Source organism: Amycolatopsis sp. NPDC102522 (genome assembly GCF_055584485.1).
Genome location: NZ_JBVJLY010000026.1, coordinates 69,002 through 84,752, shown reverse-complemented (window position 1 = coordinate 84,752; position 15,751 = coordinate 69,002). Strand labels below are relative to the sequence as shown.

The following is a 15,751-nucleotide window of genomic DNA, read 5'->3' as shown; positions in this document are numbered from 1 at the left end:
TCCTCTGTGTCGTGTTGATGGGGATCACCTCCTGCCCACCAGTGAAGGCCTTGTCACTATGTCAAGGTCAAGAACGAATCGCCGGTTATCGGGCCGAGCGGCCGAGGCGTATCGCTGAGACGAGGAAGAACACGCCGCCGAGGACGGCGTAGCCGGCCAGGTTTACCAGCGACGCGTCCGGCTGCGTGGCCTGCAGGACGAAGGACGTTCCGGCGACGGTGGAGATGGCCCCGCTGACGATCATCGCCCACTGACCGCCCAGTTTGCGGCGGCCGATTCCGACGGCGAGTTGGACGAGGCCCGACACGACCGCCCAAGCTCCCCACACCCGCAGTACCGCCGGGATGCCGGAGGTGGCGGCGATGGCGAGGCCGATTCCCGCGATTCCGCTGATCGCGATGTTCACGTACAGGCCCAGCGCGGGCTTCGTGTCCTGCGACGAGCGAACGTCGATGACGGCGGCGGCGACGTCGAACAGCGGGTACAGCACGAGCAGCGCGACACTGATCGGCCCGAGCTTGGACGCGCTGGTGAACAGCAGCCCGGCCCACACGAGGGCGAAGCCGAAACGGGTGAAGTACAAGCGCCGCAGAGCGGGTGCGAGGGCGGCGGGTGCGGCGTCGGTGCGGGTACTCACGAGAACTCCTTGAGTGTCGGTAGGGCCGGATCTCCAAAGAGAGGAGAACGTTCGGTCTACCTAACTTGGCAGCGTGGTGTGATCACGTCAAGACCGAACGTTCTATCCCGTAAGATGCCGGTAATGACCAATGTCCGCGGCCAAGCCTCAGAAGCACGGTCCAAGCTGCTCGCCACGGCGACCCGGCTCTTCTATACGGAGGGCATCCACTCCGTCGGCATCGACAGGATCGTGGTCGAGGCGAAGGTGACCCGGGCGACCCTGTACCGGCATTTCCCCGGCAAGGACGACCTGATCGTCTACTACCTGGAGGAGGCCGACCAGGCCATCCGCGGCCAGGTGGAGGTCATCCTGGCCAAGGAGCTGCCGGCGCCCGAAACTCTCCGTGCGATTGCCGAGAGCATCGCGGAGGGCATCCGGTCTCCCGGCTTCCGCGGTTGCGCGTTCCTCAATGCAGCGGCGGAGTACCCGGACCCGGCCCACCCCGTGCACAAAGCCGTCCTCGCCCATCGCGAATGGTTCTCGCGCACCATCACCGAGGTGCTGGCCGGCCTCGGGGAAGCACCGGCCGGACTCGCCGCCCGGCGCTTCGTCCTGATGCGAGACGGAGCGATGGCCACCGGCTGCCTGTCCGACCCCGAACCGATCTGTGAAACCTTCCGCCAGGGGGTCGAGGACCTACTACGGCTTCACGTCGCTTCCGGGGCCCCGACGGACACGGCGCAAGCCTGACCTCTCGACTCGGATCAGGCTTCAGCAGCGGGAAGCAGCTCCCGCAGCATGGCCAGCAACTCCCGTCGGTCCCCGGCGCCGAGTTTCCCCCGGATCCGGGCCATGTGGTGCTCCACGGTCTTCCCCGAGATGAACAGTTTGCTCCCGGCCTGCTTGTAGGTCAGCCCGTCAACGACCAGCCGGGCGACCTCGAGTTCCCGTTCGCTCAACGCGCCCAATCCGGTCGCCGCGGCAGGTTCCGGAGCGCGCCCCTGGAACTGCCGGGCCGCTTCGAGCAGGTGGACCATCGCCTTCCGGTCCGAGGTCCGGATCGCCGCCTGCCCGGCCAGCCGGGACGCGTCCCAGCAGAGCCCGAGTTCGTGCAGTTCCGACGCGGACGCGGTGATCGCTTCGGGATCGAAGCTCCCGGTCAGCACCGCGAGCCAGCCGGCCGCGGCCGCGGCGAGCGCCGCCGGATAGCGTCCGCACGGCGCGAAAGCGTTCAGCGCGGCCAGATGGTCCTCCGCCGAAGTGTGATCCTCGACGGTGATGGCGGCGTGCAGTTCGTGCCAGCGCAGCGTGGCTGTCCACAGTGGAGGGTTGCCGAGCGCGTCGAGCACGGCGTGCGCCCGCTCCAGCTGTCCGGCCAGTTTGGCGCTCGCGCCGCCCCGCGCGGCCGCGATCGCGAGTTCTCCCAGCGGCAGCAACGAATACAGATCCGGCTGCTGCCGCATCGACGCCTGGTACGCCCGGTCCCAGGAGCGTTGCAGGCCGGGAAGATCGCTCGCCCGTCTTGCCAGGCCCAGTTGAAGGGTGGCGGCGAAGAGTTCGTCGCGCGCTTCGAGACCGTCCGGGGGCATCAACGCCGCCGCGGCCGTCTTGAGGTCGCCCGCGGTCATCGCGACCCAGCCGAGCAGCAGCCGGTGCCGTTTCGCGAGCAGGTCGCCGCCGATCCGCCCGCTCACCGCGCGGGTCAGCACCGACTCGGCCAGCGCGAGTTCGCCGGAATGCAGGCCCACCAGCGCCGCGAGGGCGGCCGGGCTGTCCGGGAGCGGTGCGGGGGCGCCTGCCGATTCCAGCATCGAAGACGCGCCCAGCAGGGCCGACAGGGTTTCGGCGCCGCAGCCGGACACCGATCCGGTGATCGCTCGCGCCGTCCGTGACGCGGCGCCCGCGAACAGCGTCGGGACCTCGGGGGTCTCCAGCACGCCACGGGCGGCTTCGAGTTTTCCGGTACCCAGCAAGGCGATCGCGGCGAACGCCTTCGACCCGGCCCGGCCGGACCATTGGTACAGCTCCGCGCTGTGCGCCAGTTCGCCTCGGTGCGCCAGCACGGTCGCGGCCACTTCGGCGCCCGCTGCTCTGGCGTCGGCGGCATCAGGATCGTCGGTGCTGCCGAGCATGCCGTCGCCGAGCCGGAGCGCGGTGTCGAGGTCCCCGGCCAGCGCCGCCGCGTGCGCCCAGCCGACGGTGAGCGCCGCACCGCGCCCACCGGCTTCGGACGCGGCTTCGTAGAACCGCGCCGCGAGTTTCGTGTCGTCGGGCATCGCCTCACGCGCGGCCGCTTCGAAGGCCGCCGCCGCGCTCGCGCCCGAACTTCCCGTTCCCAGCAGGGAACGAGCGAGATCCAGGACCGGAAGACCGTCCCGCAACTGGAGTTCCAGCAGCCGCTGCAGCACGGTCAGCCGCCGTCCGGGTGATCCCCAGGCGCGGACGGCCTCGGCGGCGATCGGCAGCAGGACGTCGTCCTCGCCGAGGAGCCCGGTCGCCCTGGCACCGTCGAAAACCTCGGGCAGGCCTTCGTGATCGCGGTTGAGCAGCGCCGCCAGGAGATCGAGATTCCGGCCCGCGCCCGCCTCCGCCGCGATCAGGTAGCGGTGCACGTCGTCGTCCAACTGCTCCAGTTCGCCGCGGAAGTCCGCGAGCTGACCGGTGACCGCGCGGAGCACGAATCCCGGCACGCCACCGGTTCTGACGTGGACGTCTTCGGCCGTGGCCGCGTCGCCGCCGGCGTGCTCGACGAGCCGGCGGACGTCGTCGACGCCGAAAGTGCCCAAGGACACCGACCTGCCGAAGGAGTCGGCGAGCGCGCGCAGCGTGGTGGTCCGTGCGGTCGGCCGGAAGGCCAGGATGACGGGCGCGGTCGTTTCTTCCGCCTGCGCCTTGATCTTCGCGATCTCGTCGTCGCCGAGCTGGTCGGCGTCGTCGACCAGCAGCGCCTCGACCCCGGCATCCGCGTAGTGGCGTCCGAGCTGGCCGAGCAGATGGGTCTTGCCGTGCCCGCCGGGGGCGACGACGGTGACCCGCACCGGGAGTTCCGGGGCGGTGGTCACCTCGTCGAGCAGGCGTCGGGCACCCGGATGGATGATGCCGGGCTTGTCGAGCAGTGCGTTCAACAGCGACCTTCGGGGTTGGACGGGGTGGCGCCGGGGTTGGGCGGCGCGCACGAGCTCGAAGTGGTGGGAGGGGCTTCGGGACCCTTGTCCGCGGTGGCTTCTCGAGTGGTCAGGGTGAGCAGCAGGGTGCTGGCGGCCAGCACCACGACGGCGGCTCCGGCGACGAGAGGCTTGCGTCGGCTGAGCAGTTTCGCCGCCCCGGTGCGTTCTGGCAAGGGGAACGGGGTGATGTCGACCGGCGGCCGTTCGGGCCGCTCGGTGAGCTCTTCCGGGGTGTCGACCCGGGGGAGCAGGGTGGTTTCCACGGTCTCCACCGCGGCCAAGGCTTTCGATCCCGGGCCGCCGGGTTGAGGAACGTCACGTCGTGCGGCGATGTTGGCCGCCCCGGTCGCCACGGTCAGCACCGGGTCGCTCGAAGCGAAGACGGGGCACGGAGTGCGGCCGGAAACCGGTGGTGCCTCGCCGCAGAGCACGATGCCCGCCAGCGCCTGCGGCGGGATCCCGGCGCCGTGCGCGAGTTCGAAGACCTTGCTGACCGCCTCGCCGGGCTCGACGCCTTCCACCGTTTTGACCGGCTGCCAGCCGTTGACGCCGGCCGCGGCGATCGTGACCACCGCGCCGTCCGGGCCGAATTCGCAGATACCGGCGGTGACGTCGCCTTGCGGGGCGAGGTAGGCGTGCAGGGCGGCGATGGGCGCCGGTACCAGTGCGGCGCGGGGGAATCCGGCTTCGGCCAGCGCCCGGCGCAACAGGTCACGGCGGAACGAGCCCCAGCCGACAGGGTGCGTGAGCACGATGTGCCGCGGTTTTTCGCCGAAGCGCTCGGCCGCTTGATCCACCGCGGCGTCCACGAGGACCGCGCTGAGGGATTCGGCCGGGAATCGCTCGTCGCCGACGATCACGGGGACGTCGTCGCCGACCCGCTCGTGGAACCCGGTCAGCAGCCGGGCGGGCGCGGACCGGCCCGCTTCGACGGCGGCGTCCCCGGTGAGCAGGTAGCCGTCGTCGTCGAGGAACACCGCGGACGCCGCCGACGGACCGCGCGCGCCGAGCCACGACGGCTCGGGCACGCCCCAGCCGTCGCCGGAGTTCACGCAGGTGGCGGCGGTGGTGCGGGTTGAGGCGATATCGATGCCGAGGACGTAGGGCAACGAGCATCCTCCTTCGCTATGACCAGCCCCTAAGGACCAAATAGGGCCACTCACCTGAATGGCTTGACCCATCCGGGTGAGGGTTGGCATTAAACCCAACGGGATGCGTCTCGGTTAAGCCCCTAACGCCCTAACGATGTCATACCGATCCCCTATTGGCTGAGTGGGAGACGACCAGGAGTGATCCCCGATGTGCTCAGAGGTACCGGGTCACTAACTTCGGTGACCTGCGCTCAGCCGTGCCCTCCGGCCGCTGGGCCATCCCCACCGACCTAGACCCCCGGGAGAGTCCTTTCATGGGTTCCGTCCAGACCCTGCACGACTTCACGCTGAACCTGCTGAACGACACCGCCGCCCGTGCGGCGTTCGCCAACGACCCGCAGCAGATCCTGGCCGACGCCGGCCTCGGTGACATCAACGCCGCCGACGTGCACGAGGTCGTCCCGCTGGTCCTCGACTTCGTCCCGGTCGACACCGCCACCGACCTCACCGGAACCGCCGCGGCCACCGCCGACAACCTGGCGGGCTTCGGCGGCGTCACGAACGTCGTCAACGGCACCGACGGCGAGTGCGCCGACGGCGTCCAGGGCGCGATCGACCAGCTCACCGCGCTGACCGCCGGCTTCCCGGTCGCCGTCCCCGGTGTCGACGGCCTCCCTGCCCTCCCCGCGGTCCCGAGCCTCCCCGGCGCCGGTCTCCCGGGTGTCCCGGCCGTGCCGGGTCTGCCGGAACTGGGTGGTCTGCCGGAGCTCGGCGGCCTGCCGGAGCTGGGTGGCCTTCCCGCCGTCCCGGCCGTGCCCGCCGTGGGCGACCTGCCGGTCGACGTCCCGGGCCTGCCCGCCGTCCCGGCCGTCTCCGACGTGACCGACGTGTCGAACGCCGCCGCCGGCGTGACCGCCCTCGCGCAGAACACCGTCGGCAGCTTCGGGCTGACCGACGACCTTTCGCGTGGCCTCGACGCCGGTTCCGTGGCCCAGGCCGGTGACGTCGCCACCGGTGCCGTCGACACCGCGACCGACCTGTCCCACGCCGTCCCGGCCGTGGACACCGACGGTCTCCCGGCCGTCGACTCGGTCCCGGCCGTCGGCGACCTGAACAGCGACCTGCCGCGTGTCGACGGTGTCGCGGGCGGTGCCCCGGACTTCCTGTCGACCGTGGGTGACCTGACCAGCGTCATCGGCCAGACCGGTGTCGCCGACGTCACCACCAAGGTGCACGACGTCGCCAACAACCTCGGCAACCACGGCGACATCGCCAACAACCTCGGCAACCACGGCGACGTGACCGGCAACGTCGCGGGCAACGTGGCCAACGAGGTCGCCAACGTCGCGAACCACGCGGGCGTCTCCGACGTCCACGACGTGGTCTCCGAGGTCGGCAACAACATCGGCCACAACGTCGGCCACATCGGCGACATCAACGTCGGCGCGGGCGACATCGGCTCGGGCAACGACATCCACATCGGCTGAGCTGAATAACTTTCATCTCTTGCTGTGTGCACGGGCCCCGCGATCGCACCAGGTCGCGGGGCCCTCGCGGCATGTTGGCCCATGCCACATTGATTCCGCGCTTGGTTAAGGGAACACTGCATCCCCGTGACAGCCCCCGCCTGGCTCGACGTGCTCAACGAGACCTTGGACGCCTGTGCCGCCCACGGTCGCGCCGACCTGGCCGAACGCCTCCGGCGCAGACGTGACCGGCAGGCACCGGGCACCCGGATCGCGGTGGTCGGTTTTCCCAAGCAGGGCAAGGGTTACCTGCTCAACGCGCTGCTGAACGCCCCGGTCTGCGCGGTCGGGGACGCGAGCACCCCCGCCGTCCCCACGGAGATCGGGTACGCCGCCGATCCCGCCGCCACCCTGGTCGGGCACGGCCGGGAAAGTGTGCCGGTCGGAGACCTGGCAAAAGAACTCGAAGTCCGGCCGCCCGGTTCACTGCGCCGGGTCGAAGTCGGCCTGCCGCGCGAACTCCTCGGCACAGGACTGGTGCTGGTGGACACCCCGGCGATAGGGGATCCGCGATCGCCGCGGACGGCGGCCACCCTCGACGTCCTCGCCGACGCGCACGCGGTGATCCTCGTCTCCGACGCGACGCAGGAACTCCAGCCCGCCGAACTCGCGCTGGCGCGCCACATCCGCACCTGGTGCCCGGCACTGGTGCTGGCGCTGACCAAGATCGACGTCAGCCCGGACTGGCGGGAACTCGCCGCCCGCAACCGCGCCGCGCTCTCGGAGACCGGTGTCGTCGCCGACGTCTTCCCCGTGTCCGCGACGGTGCGGCAGGCCGCCGCGAAGGCCGGTGACGCCGGCCTCAACGGACGGTCCGGGTTCCCGGAACTCCTGAACTGGGTGGGGGAACAGGCCGCGCGCCCGCTCGAACGCACCCGGGCGCTCGCCGCCGCGGTGAGCGTCCGCGCGGCGGCCGTCGAACTGGTCGAGACGTTGCAGACGCGGCTCGACTCCGTCTCGCAGGACAACGGGATCGACCAGGTCACCCTGCTGCACCAGGCACAACGGCGCACCGAGGAGCTGCGGCGGCAGAACGTCCGCTGGCAGAACATGTTGTCGGACGAGATCACCGATCTGGTCTCCGACGCCGAATACGACCTGCGCGAGCGGACGCGGGTGATCGTGCGGCATATCGACCGCACCTTCGACGAAGGCGACCCGGTGCAGATCTGGCCGGATTTCCAGACCTGGCTGGAAGAGAACCTCGCCGAGGCCGTCGAGACGAACTACAACTGGGTGTCCGACCGGTCGACCTGGATCGCGCACGCGGTCGCCACGAGCTTCGGGCCGCGTTTCGGCCAGGCCCCGGAGCTGCCGCTGACCGGATCCGGAGTGGAGTCGATCCCCGAGGTCGGCACCCCCAAGATCGAGCGGTTCAAGATCGGGCAGAAGCTCTTCACCGGACTGCGTGGTTCCTACGGCGGTGTGCTGATGTTCGGCCTGGTCACCAGTCTCGCCGGACTGCCGCTGATCAACCCGGTGTCCCTCGGCGCCGGTGTCGCGTTCGCCACCAAGAGCGTGCGCGACGAAGGCGGGATGCGGCTTCAGCGGCGCCAGGCCTTGGCGAAGGCCGCGGCGCAGCGTCACGTCGACGACGTATTCATCCGGTTCAGCAAGGAGATCAAGGACGAGATCCGTCAGGTCCAGCGGCGCCTGCGCGATCATTTCGTCGCGCTGTCGGACGAACTCGCCGAAGAGCTGACCCGCCAACGGGAGCTGATCATCGCCGGATCCGCGGAACGGGACCGTCGCACCCAGCGGGTCAAGAAGGAGATCGACCGGCTGGCCGCCCTGCACCGGAAGGCGGGGGCGCTCGGCAGCGGCGCCACGCCGCGCCGGGAGCTCTCCGCGTGACCGCCCTCGATGCCCAGGAGCTGCTGAACGAGGCCGCGGCGCATTACCGGGATCGCCCGCACGCGATCGCGATGCTGCGGGAATGCCTGGAACGACTGGAAGAACCGTTGCGGGTCGGGTTCGTCGGCACGCCGGGGACCGGGAAGTCCACTTTGGTCTCCGCGCTGTCGGAATGGCCGACGCGGGCACTGCGTGAGATCGATCTGTTCGACACCCCGGCGCCCGCCGAGCACGTCGACGCGACGGTGCGGCTGGTCCGTCATCTCGAACCCGACGAGCTGGCCGGTACCCGGCAGGTGGGCGGGTCGGCGTTCGCGCGGCAGACCGCGGTGAACTCGGTTTTGGTGCTCGGCCGAGCCGACGAGGTTGGCGCCGGCCGGATCGACGCCTTGCTCACCGCGAAGCAGCTGGCGCGGCGGGCTTGGCGCGAAGACCCGGATTGCGCGAGGTTCCAGGGAGTCATCGCGGTGGCCGGGCAACTGGGGTACGCGGGACGCGCGCTGCGGGACGACGAGTTCGAGGTGCTGCGCGCGCTGGCTTCGGTCTCCCGCCCAGAACTGGAGCGCCACCTTCTGTCCGTGGATTCCTTCGTGGACGATCCGTTCCCGGTGAGTGTCTCGCCGGAGTCGAGGAAACACCTGGTTTCGCGGTTCGGGCTCTACGGCGTCCGGCTGGCGATCACCCTGATCCGCACCGGCTGCGAGAGCAGGCTGAAGCTTTCGGCGGAACTGGTGCACCGCAGCGGTCTCGGCGACCTGCGGGACACGCTCGCGGGATGTTTCGTCGCCAGGGCCGAAGCGCTGAAGGCGCGCACAGCGGTGCTGCGGCTGGAAGGCCTGCTCGCCGCCGAACCGCTCCCGCACGGTGACCGGCTGGCCGCCCGGGTGGAGCGCTTCGCCGCGGCCGCGCACGACTTCCGGGAACTGCGGCTCATCGCCGGCATCCGCGGCGGCCGTACGGCGCTGTCCGAGGAGGCCGCGCGGTTACTCGGCGCGCAGGGACTCGCGCCCACCGAGCGGCTCGGCCTCGAACCCGACGCAGACCCGGCCGAGATCCACGCGGGCGCCGAAAGCGCGCTCGTTCGCTGGCGGCACGAGGCGGAACGACCCGACGCCGCGCACGCCGAACGCGCCGCCGCGCGGGTGATCGTCCGTTCGGTGGAAGGACTGCTCAGCCTGTTCGTGGCTTGACGGCTCAGGCGTTCCCGAGAACCCTGGTCACGGTGATCTCGATGACCACGCGCTCCGGGTTCGGCTTGGGCTGCCGGTAGCGCGCGGCGTAGCGGTTTTCGGCGTCCTGTACCGACTCCGGGTCTTCGCGCAGCACCGCACGTCCCTCCAAAGTGGACCACCGAGGCCCGTCGATCTGGCAAGCGGCGACCGGAATGCCCTTTTCGTCCGCTTCCTTGATCATGCGGGCCTTCTTGGACGAACGGAACGTGATCACGCGGGCGATCCCGGCTTCGAAGTCCACCGTGACCCCGACCGCGACGACGTGCGGGGTCCCGTCGGGGCGGACGGTGGTCAGGGTGGCGAGGTGCCGCTCGGTCCAGAAATCCCGGAATGACTCGCCGCGCGCGCTCAGATCGATCTCCATGACGGCAACGCTAGGGCACCGTTCACGAAAGCGTCATTTGAGGTAATAGTAAGGAAACTTTCTTAACTCTCTTGTTTTTGGCCGATCCGGCTGTCACTCTCGAAACGCGCCGCCGCCACCAACGACGTTTCCGGAGGAGCCATGAGAAAGACCGTTCGGACAGTGCTGGCCGCGGCCGCGCTGACCGCCGGGCTGGTCGCCACGACCGCCCCCGCCATCGCGGCCACCGCTCAAGGAACCCCTTACCTGCCGGGCGTTCTGCGCCCGTCGGTTTCGCAGGCGACGCAGGACGCGGCGCTCGCCAAGTACTACGACTTCTGGAAGAAGAACTTCCTGACCACCAAGTGCGGGACAGGCACTTACGCGGTCAAGGCGCCGGACGCCGACCACGCCTTCGTGGCCGAGGGCCAGGGCTACGGCATGACCATCGCCGCCATGATGGGCGACAAGGACTCGCAGGCCCGCACCATCTTCGACGGCATCTTGAAGTTCGTGAAGGCGCACCCTTCGTCGATCGACAAGGACCTGCACGCCGCCGAGCAGGACGGGAGCTGCAAGAGCGTCAACGGCGTCGACTCGGCGACCGACGGCGACCTCGAAATCGCCTACGGCCTGCTCATCGCCGACAAGGTCTGGGGCAGCTCCGGTTCGGTGAACTACAAGTCCGAGGCGCTGCGGATCATCAAGGCGATCAAGCGCAGCGAGGTCAACTCCAGCACCAAGTTCATGCGGCTCGCGGACTGGGCCGACGAGGGCAAGTACATCAACAGCTCGCGGTCCTCCGACTGGATGCCGGGTCACCTCCGCGCGTTCGAGAAGGTCACCGGCGACTCCTTCTGGGGGCAGGTCCGCACCCGGCAGGAGCAGGCCGTCACCCAGCTCCAGCAGCAGTACGCGCCGAAGACCGGGCTGATCCCGGACTTCGTCGTCAACACCAACTCCACGCCGAAGCCCGCTCCGGCGGACTTCCTCGAAGGCAAGGACGACAAGTACAGCTACAACGCCTGCCGTGACCCGTGGCGCCTCGGCGTCGACGGCGTCACCGTGTCGGGCAGTCCGGCGCAGGGTCAGGTGCGGAAGATGAACACCTGGATCCAGCAGACGACCGGCGGCGACCCGGCCAAGATCACCACCGGCTACACGCTGTCGGGCTCCAAGATCTCGGGTGAGTCGGGTCAGCACCCCTGCTTCACCGCGTCGTTCGCCATCGCGGCGATGAACGACCCGGGCAGCCAGGCCTGGCTGGACAAGCTGTGGACCCGCGTCACCACCTGGACGCCGAACGCCACCGACTACTACGGCACCGGCATCACCGTGCAGGTCCTGCTCATCCTCTCGGGGAATTACATCGCGGTCTGACCTGGCGGCAGCCGGTCACTGAAGTGTCATGAAAGGGTCGTTCAGGACAAATTTTGTCCTGAACGACCCTTTCATGACATCCACCGGACAAGAATTCAACTGGCAGTTGACCTCTTCAACTGTCAGTTGTAGCGTCGGCGACCACCCAAGGCACCGTGGAGGTCCCGTCATGCCGTCGACGCCGCACACCCTGACCCGAACCTGGCGCTTGGCCGTGCTCACCGGCCTGGCCGCGCTTCTCACCGCGGCCTGCGGAGGCGGTCCCGACGGGGCCGGCGGCCAGGAACCCGCGGCACCGGGGGCGCCGTCCGCGATCCCGGACACGACCGCGCTGATCGAGGCCGTCCAGAAGGACGCCGCCGTCGCCGGCACGCTGCCCGCGAAGTACGCGCAGGCCGGGATGCTGCACCTGGCCTCGAACCTGCAGTCCGCGCCCAACAACTTCTACGCCGCCGACGGCAAGACCCCGATCGGCTACGAGGTCGACCTCGCCAAGGCCCTCGGCAAGAAGCTGGGCGTCACCGTGCACCACCAGGACATGGCGTTCGGCTCGCTGATCACGAGTCTCCAGTCCGGCCGCGTCGACCTCACGATGGCCGCGATGAACGACACCAAGACCCGCCAGGCGCAGATCGATTTCGTCGACTACTTCTCCTCCGGCATCACGATCATGGTCCGCAAGGGGAATCCCGACCAGATCTCCGGCCCGGACACTCTGTGCGGAAAGAACGTCGCGGTCGTGCAGGGCACGAGCCACCAGAAGTTCGCCGAAGAGCAGAACGGCAGATGCGCGCAGGCGGGCAAGCCCGCGCTGACCGTGACCGCGACCGACAGTGACACCCAGAACCAGAACCAGCTCCGCACCGGGCGGGTCGCCGCCATCCTCAACGACCTGCCCAGTGCGGTCTACATCTCCCGCACAGCGGGCGAGGGCAAGTTCTTCGAGGTCGTTCCGGGTGAGCCGATCAACGGCGGGCCGTACGGGATCGGCGTCAACAAGGAGAACAAGCCGCTCGCCGAGTCGCTGCAGAAGGCGTTGCAGTCCCTGATCGCTGACGGCGGCTACGGCAAGATCCTCCAGGCTTGGGGCGTCGAGCAGGGCGCGGTCAAGGAGGCGAAGCTCAATGGCGGAAGCTGATCGGCCGACAATCGAGCCGCTGCCGATCGTCCGGCTGAAACACTGGGGCCGCTGGGTCAGCGGCGTCGTCATCCTGGTGCTGCTGATCCTGCTCGGGATCGCGCTCGGGAACGCCCAGATCCAGTGGGACTCGGTCCCGGAGTTCCTGTGGTACCGCGTGATGGCCGTCGGCCTGCTCAACACCGTGCTGCTCGCGGTGATCGCGCAGGGTTCGGCGATCGTCATCGGGATCGTGATCGCGCTGATGCGCCGTTCGGCGAATCCGGTGGCGCGCTGGTTCGCGGCTGGCTACATCTGGCTGTTCCGCGGACTTCCGGTGCTGTTGCAGATCCTGATCTGGTACAACTTGGCGCTGGTCTTCGAGTTCATCTCGATCCCGCTGCCGTTCGGCGGCTACCTGCTGCACGAGCAGACCAACGTGCTGATCACCGCGTTCACCGCCGCGCTGCTCGGCTTGGCGCTCAACGAAAGCGCGTACATGGCGGAGATCGTCCGCGCCGGGCTGAACAGCGTCGACAGCGGACAGACAGAGGCGGCGAAGTCGATCGGCATGTCGCCGGGCGCGACGCTGCGCCGGGTGGTGCTGCCGCAGGCGATGCGGGTGATCATCCCGCCGACGGGCAACGACTTCATCAACATGCTCAAGGGGACGTCGATGGCTTCGGTGATCGGCGTGACCGAACTGATCCACGCCGCCAACAACATCTCGTCCAACAACCTGCTGGTGATGGAGACACTGCTGGCGGCCGCGGCCTGGTACATGGTCGTGGTGACCGTCGCCGGGGTCGGGCAGCACTATCTGGAGCGCGCCTTCGATTCCGAGGACAGGTCGCGAAGTCCGTTCTCCCGTGCCGCCAAGGCTTTGCGCACGGCGCCGCTGGTGAGGAGTGAACGTGGCTGAGGCACTGTTGAAGGCCGTCGGCGTCCGCAAGAGCTACGGTCACACCGAGGTGCTGAGCGGGATCGACCTCGAAGTCCACAAAGGACAGGTGGTCTGCCTGCTCGGCCCGTCCGGGGCGGGGAAGAGCACGTTCCTGCGCTGCGTCAACCACCTGGAGACGATCGACGCCGGTCAGGTCTGGGTCGACGGCGAGCCGATCGGCTTCCGGCTGCGCAACGGCAAACTGTACGAACTGAAGGAACGCGAGGTCGCCCGGCAGCGGCGCGACATCGGCATGGTGTTCCAGCGGTTCAACCTGTTCGGCCACCGGACGGCGTTGCAGAACGTCGTCGAGGGCCCGGTGCGGGTGCTCGGGCTGAACTCCGAGGAAGCGCGTGTCCAAGCGCTCGAACTGCTGGACAGGGTCGGCCTCGCACACCGGGCCGACGCCTATCCGGCGCAGCTTTCGGGCGGGCAGCAGCAGCGGGTCGCGATCGCCCGGTCGCTCGCGATGAAACCGAAGCTGATGCTGTTCGACGAGCCGACGTCGGCGCTCGACCCGGAACTCGTGGGCGAGGTGCTGGCGGTGATGGGTACGTTGGCCGCGGAGGGGATGACGATGGTCGTGGTGACGCATGAGATGGGGTTCGCGGCCGAGGCCGCGGACGAGGTGGTGTTCATGGCCGACGGCGCGGTCGTCGAGACCGGGCCGCCGGGGGAGATCCTGAGCGCCCCGAAGCACGAGCGGACCAAGCAGTTCCTGGCGCGGGTCCTCGCATGACGCGGATCTCCCCGCGGTACCTGCTGCAGTTCGGCGAACCGGCCGGGTACCTCGACTTCGCCCGGTTCGGCCCGCCGTCGCACGCCGTGCTCGACACGACGGCGAGCCTGCTCGACGCCTCGACCAAGGCCGGTCCGTCCACTGTGGACGATCTGATGCGGCAGGAGACCAGGGCCAAGGCCGCCGCCGCGCGGCTTTCCGGCAGCGACACCGACCATACGGTGCTGTTGCCGCACACCAGTCTCGGGCTGTTCCAGGCCGCGTTCAACGCTCCCGGCGGTGAGGCGCTGGTGTCGGCGGCGGAGTTCCCGGCCAACACCTACCCGTGGGCGCGGGCGGAACAGGCGGGACGGCTCACCGTGCGGCGGCTGCCGCTCGGGAACGTCACAGCGGACGCGGTCAAAGCGGCGCTGACGCCGGAGACTTCGCTGGTCAGCGTGAGCGCGGTCGATTTCCGCACCGGGTATCGCGCCGATCTGGCGGCGATCCGGGAAGTGACCGGGGACAGGCTGCTCGTCGTCGACGGGATCCAGGGCTTCAGCGTGACCGAGGCGCCGTGGGAGGTCGCGGACGTGCTCGTCGTCGGCGGTCAGAAGTGGCTGCGGGCGGGCTGGGGCACCGGTTTCGCCGTCCTGTCCGACCGTGCGCTGGAGCGGATGGAACCGATCCTGTCCGGCTGGACCGGCGCCCGTGACCCGGGCTTGTTCGACGACGAGATCCATCCGGCCGACGACACCGCGGCCGCGTGGTCGATCTCGAACCTGAGCCCGATCACGTCGGGCGCGTTCGCGGCCGCCCTCGAACTGGTCGAGGAGGCGGGCGTCGCGGCCATCGCCGGGCGGATCGCCGAACGCGTCGGCGAACTCGAAGAAGTCGTGAAATCCCTGGGAGGAGAGGTGGTCTCGGCCGTCGAGCGCCGGGCCGGGATCTTCGCCTTCACCCTGCCGGGGCATGCCGCCGAACAGGTGGGGACCGCGCTGGCGGACGCCGGGATCGCCGCGACCGTGCGGCCGGAACACGTCCGGCTGTCCCCGCACGCGTCGACCCCGGCGAGCACGGCGGAACTGGTGCGCTCGGCGTTGGTGCGCTTGACGAAACCGGCTCGCGTCTTCGAAGCGCCAGTCGTCCCGTCGGCGGTCTCGGGGGATTTGCTCACGGCGCTGGTCCCGGCGGTGCACGCGCTCGCGGCCATGCTGGGGCCGGGCAACGAAGTCCTGCTGCACGATCTGAGCAGGCTGCCGGACTCGATCGTCGCCATCGCGGGTGACCTCACCGGCCGGACGGTCGGCGGGCCGATGACGGATCTGCTGCTGGGCCTGGTCCGTCGCGGGACCACCCAGGACCTGACGAACTACGAGACCCACGGCCCCGACGGGCGCGCGATCCGCTCGTCGACACTGTTCCTGCGGGACGCCGACGGGGTCGCGATCGGCTGCCTGTGCGTCAACCGGCTGACCGACGGCGCGCCGAAGGCCAACGGGCACGAACCCGAGACGTTCCCGCCGGACGTCGACAGCCTGCAGCGGTTCCTGATCGGGCGCGCGGTGACGAAGGCCGGGATCCCGGTGGACCTGATGAAGAAACGGCACAAGGCGGCCGTGGTCCGGGAACTGGACGAGGCGGGGTTCTTCCTCATCAAGGACTCGGTGGACCACCTCGCCGGGGAACTCGACGTCACCCGGTACACGATCTACAACTACCTGAACGAGATCCGGGGCACCTAGCACGTGTTATGAATGG

General features: G+C 69.4%; 13 protein-coding genes. 9 read left to right on the top strand and 4 right to left on the bottom strand.

The window, feature by feature from the left end; translation table 11 throughout:
* Nucleotides 1-85 precede the first annotated feature (85 nt).
* Nucleotides 86-637, bottom strand: a complete 552-nt coding sequence (locus ACZ6YV_RS38200) for a hypothetical protein (RefSeq protein WP_465514262.1) — start codon at nucleotides 635-637, stop codon at nucleotides 86-88.
* Nucleotides 638-760: 123 nt separating this feature from the next.
* On the opposite strand from ACZ6YV_RS38200, the gene ACZ6YV_RS38195 reads away from it, so the two are divergent.
* Nucleotides 761-1,369 carry a TetR/AcrR family transcriptional regulator gene (locus ACZ6YV_RS38195; RefSeq protein ID WP_465514261.1) on the top strand — a complete coding sequence of 203 codons (609 nt, stop codon included), beginning with the start codon at nucleotides 761-763 and terminating at the stop codon, nucleotides 1,367-1,369.
* 14 nt (nucleotides 1,370-1,383) lie between these two features.
* Here the strand turns inward: ACZ6YV_RS38195 and ACZ6YV_RS38190 are convergent, their stop codons facing one another.
* Both ACZ6YV_RS38190 and ACZ6YV_RS38185 read right to left on the bottom strand, forming a co-directional pair.
* Nucleotides 1,384-3,744: a helix-turn-helix transcriptional regulator gene (locus tag ACZ6YV_RS38190; protein ID WP_465514260.1), complete on the bottom strand. Its 2,361-nt coding sequence runs from the start codon at nucleotides 3,742-3,744 to the stop codon at nucleotides 1,384-1,386.
* Nucleotides 3,741-4,895, bottom strand: coding sequence for a molecular chaperone DnaK (locus ACZ6YV_RS38185; RefSeq protein ID WP_465514259.1), 1,155 nt, complete (start codon nucleotides 4,893-4,895; stop codon nucleotides 3,741-3,743). Before ACZ6YV_RS38185 ends, ACZ6YV_RS38190 begins: the two co-directional genes overlap by 4 nt.
* 296 nt (nucleotides 4,896-5,191) lie before the next feature.
* Here ACZ6YV_RS38185 and ACZ6YV_RS38180 point away from each other — a divergent pair, with 296 nt between their 5' ends.
* The 3 genes from ACZ6YV_RS38180 (at nucleotide 5,192) to ACZ6YV_RS38170 (ending at nucleotide 9,447) form a co-directional block, all read left to right on the top strand.
* Entirely contained in the window at nucleotides 5,192-6,364 is a 1,173-nt protein-coding gene (locus tag ACZ6YV_RS38180) for an IniB N-terminal domain-containing protein (protein WP_465514258.1), read from the top strand.
* A gap of 126 nt (nucleotides 6,365-6,490) precedes the next feature.
* Nucleotides 6,491-8,257 (top strand): dynamin family protein, encoded by a 1,767-nt coding sequence (locus tag ACZ6YV_RS38175; RefSeq protein WP_465514257.1) that lies wholly within the window; start codon nucleotides 6,491-6,493, stop codon nucleotides 8,255-8,257.
* Complete coding sequence (locus tag ACZ6YV_RS38170; RefSeq protein WP_465514256.1) at nucleotides 8,254-9,447, top strand: GTPase; 1,194 nt, start codon at nucleotides 8,254-8,256, stop codon at nucleotides 9,445-9,447. Before ACZ6YV_RS38175 ends, ACZ6YV_RS38170 begins: the two co-directional genes overlap by 4 nt.
* A gap of 4 nt (nucleotides 9,448-9,451) precedes the next feature.
* Here the strand turns inward: ACZ6YV_RS38170 and ACZ6YV_RS38165 are convergent, their stop codons facing one another.
* Complete coding sequence (locus ACZ6YV_RS38165) at nucleotides 9,452-9,853, bottom strand: PPOX class F420-dependent oxidoreductase (RefSeq protein WP_465514255.1); 402 nt, start codon at nucleotides 9,851-9,853, stop codon at nucleotides 9,452-9,454.
* A 141-nt stretch (nucleotides 9,854-9,994) separates the two neighbouring features.
* Here ACZ6YV_RS38165 and ACZ6YV_RS38160 point away from each other — a divergent pair, with 141 nt between their 5' ends.
* The 5 genes from ACZ6YV_RS38160 to ACZ6YV_RS38140 all read left to right on the top strand — a co-directional run bounded on the left by ACZ6YV_RS38160 (nucleotide 9,995) and on the right by ACZ6YV_RS38140 (nucleotide 15,735).
* Complete coding sequence (locus ACZ6YV_RS38160; protein WP_465514254.1) at nucleotides 9,995-11,212, top strand: glycosyl hydrolase family 8; 1,218 nt, start codon at nucleotides 9,995-9,997, stop codon at nucleotides 11,210-11,212.
* 169 nt (nucleotides 11,213-11,381) lie between these two features.
* Nucleotides 11,382-12,350, top strand: a complete 969-nt coding sequence (locus ACZ6YV_RS38155; RefSeq protein ID WP_465514253.1) for an ABC transporter substrate-binding protein — start codon at nucleotides 11,382-11,384, stop codon at nucleotides 12,348-12,350.
* The gene (locus ACZ6YV_RS38150) at nucleotides 12,337-13,251 is read left to right on the top strand and encodes an amino acid ABC transporter permease (protein WP_465514252.1); all 915 of its coding nucleotides are present in this window, start codon (nucleotides 12,337-12,339) and stop codon (nucleotides 13,249-13,251) included. Before ACZ6YV_RS38155 ends, ACZ6YV_RS38150 begins: the two co-directional genes overlap by 14 nt.
* Complete coding sequence (locus ACZ6YV_RS38145; protein WP_465514251.1) at nucleotides 13,244-14,011, top strand: amino acid ABC transporter ATP-binding protein; 768 nt, start codon at nucleotides 13,244-13,246, stop codon at nucleotides 14,009-14,011. Before ACZ6YV_RS38150 ends, ACZ6YV_RS38145 begins: the two co-directional genes overlap by 8 nt.
* Complete coding sequence (locus tag ACZ6YV_RS38140) at nucleotides 14,008-15,735, top strand: aminotransferase class V-fold PLP-dependent enzyme (protein WP_465514250.1); 1,728 nt, start codon at nucleotides 14,008-14,010, stop codon at nucleotides 15,733-15,735. The genes ACZ6YV_RS38145 and ACZ6YV_RS38140 overlap by 4 nt, the downstream gene beginning before the upstream one ends.
* Nucleotides 15,736-15,751: the final 16 nt, after the last annotated feature.

Bases quoted from the DNA above. Each gene is read 5' to 3' on its own strand.
- ACZ6YV_RS38140 (WP_465514250.1), top strand. From the start codon at position 14,008: ATGACGCGGATCTCCCCGCGGTACCTGCTGCAGTTCGGCGAACCGGCC.
- ACZ6YV_RS38195 (WP_465514261.1), top strand. From the start codon at position 761: ATGACCAATGTCCGCGGCCAAGCCTCAGAAGCACGGTCCAAGCTGCTC.
- ACZ6YV_RS38160 (WP_465514254.1), top strand. From the start codon at position 9,995: ATGAGAAAGACCGTTCGGACAGTGCTGGCCGCGGCCGCGCTGACCGCC.
- ACZ6YV_RS38165 (WP_465514255.1), bottom strand. From the start codon at position 9,853: ATGGAGATCGATCTGAGCGCGCGCGGCGAGTCATTCCGGGATTTCTGG.
- ACZ6YV_RS38150 (WP_465514252.1), top strand. From the start codon at position 12,337: ATGGCGGAAGCTGATCGGCCGACAATCGAGCCGCTGCCGATCGTCCGG.
- ACZ6YV_RS38180 (WP_465514258.1), top strand. From the start codon at position 5,192: ATGGGTTCCGTCCAGACCCTGCACGACTTCACGCTGAACCTGCTGAAC.
- ACZ6YV_RS38155 (WP_465514253.1), top strand. From the start codon at position 11,382: ATGCCGTCGACGCCGCACACCCTGACCCGAACCTGGCGCTTGGCCGTG.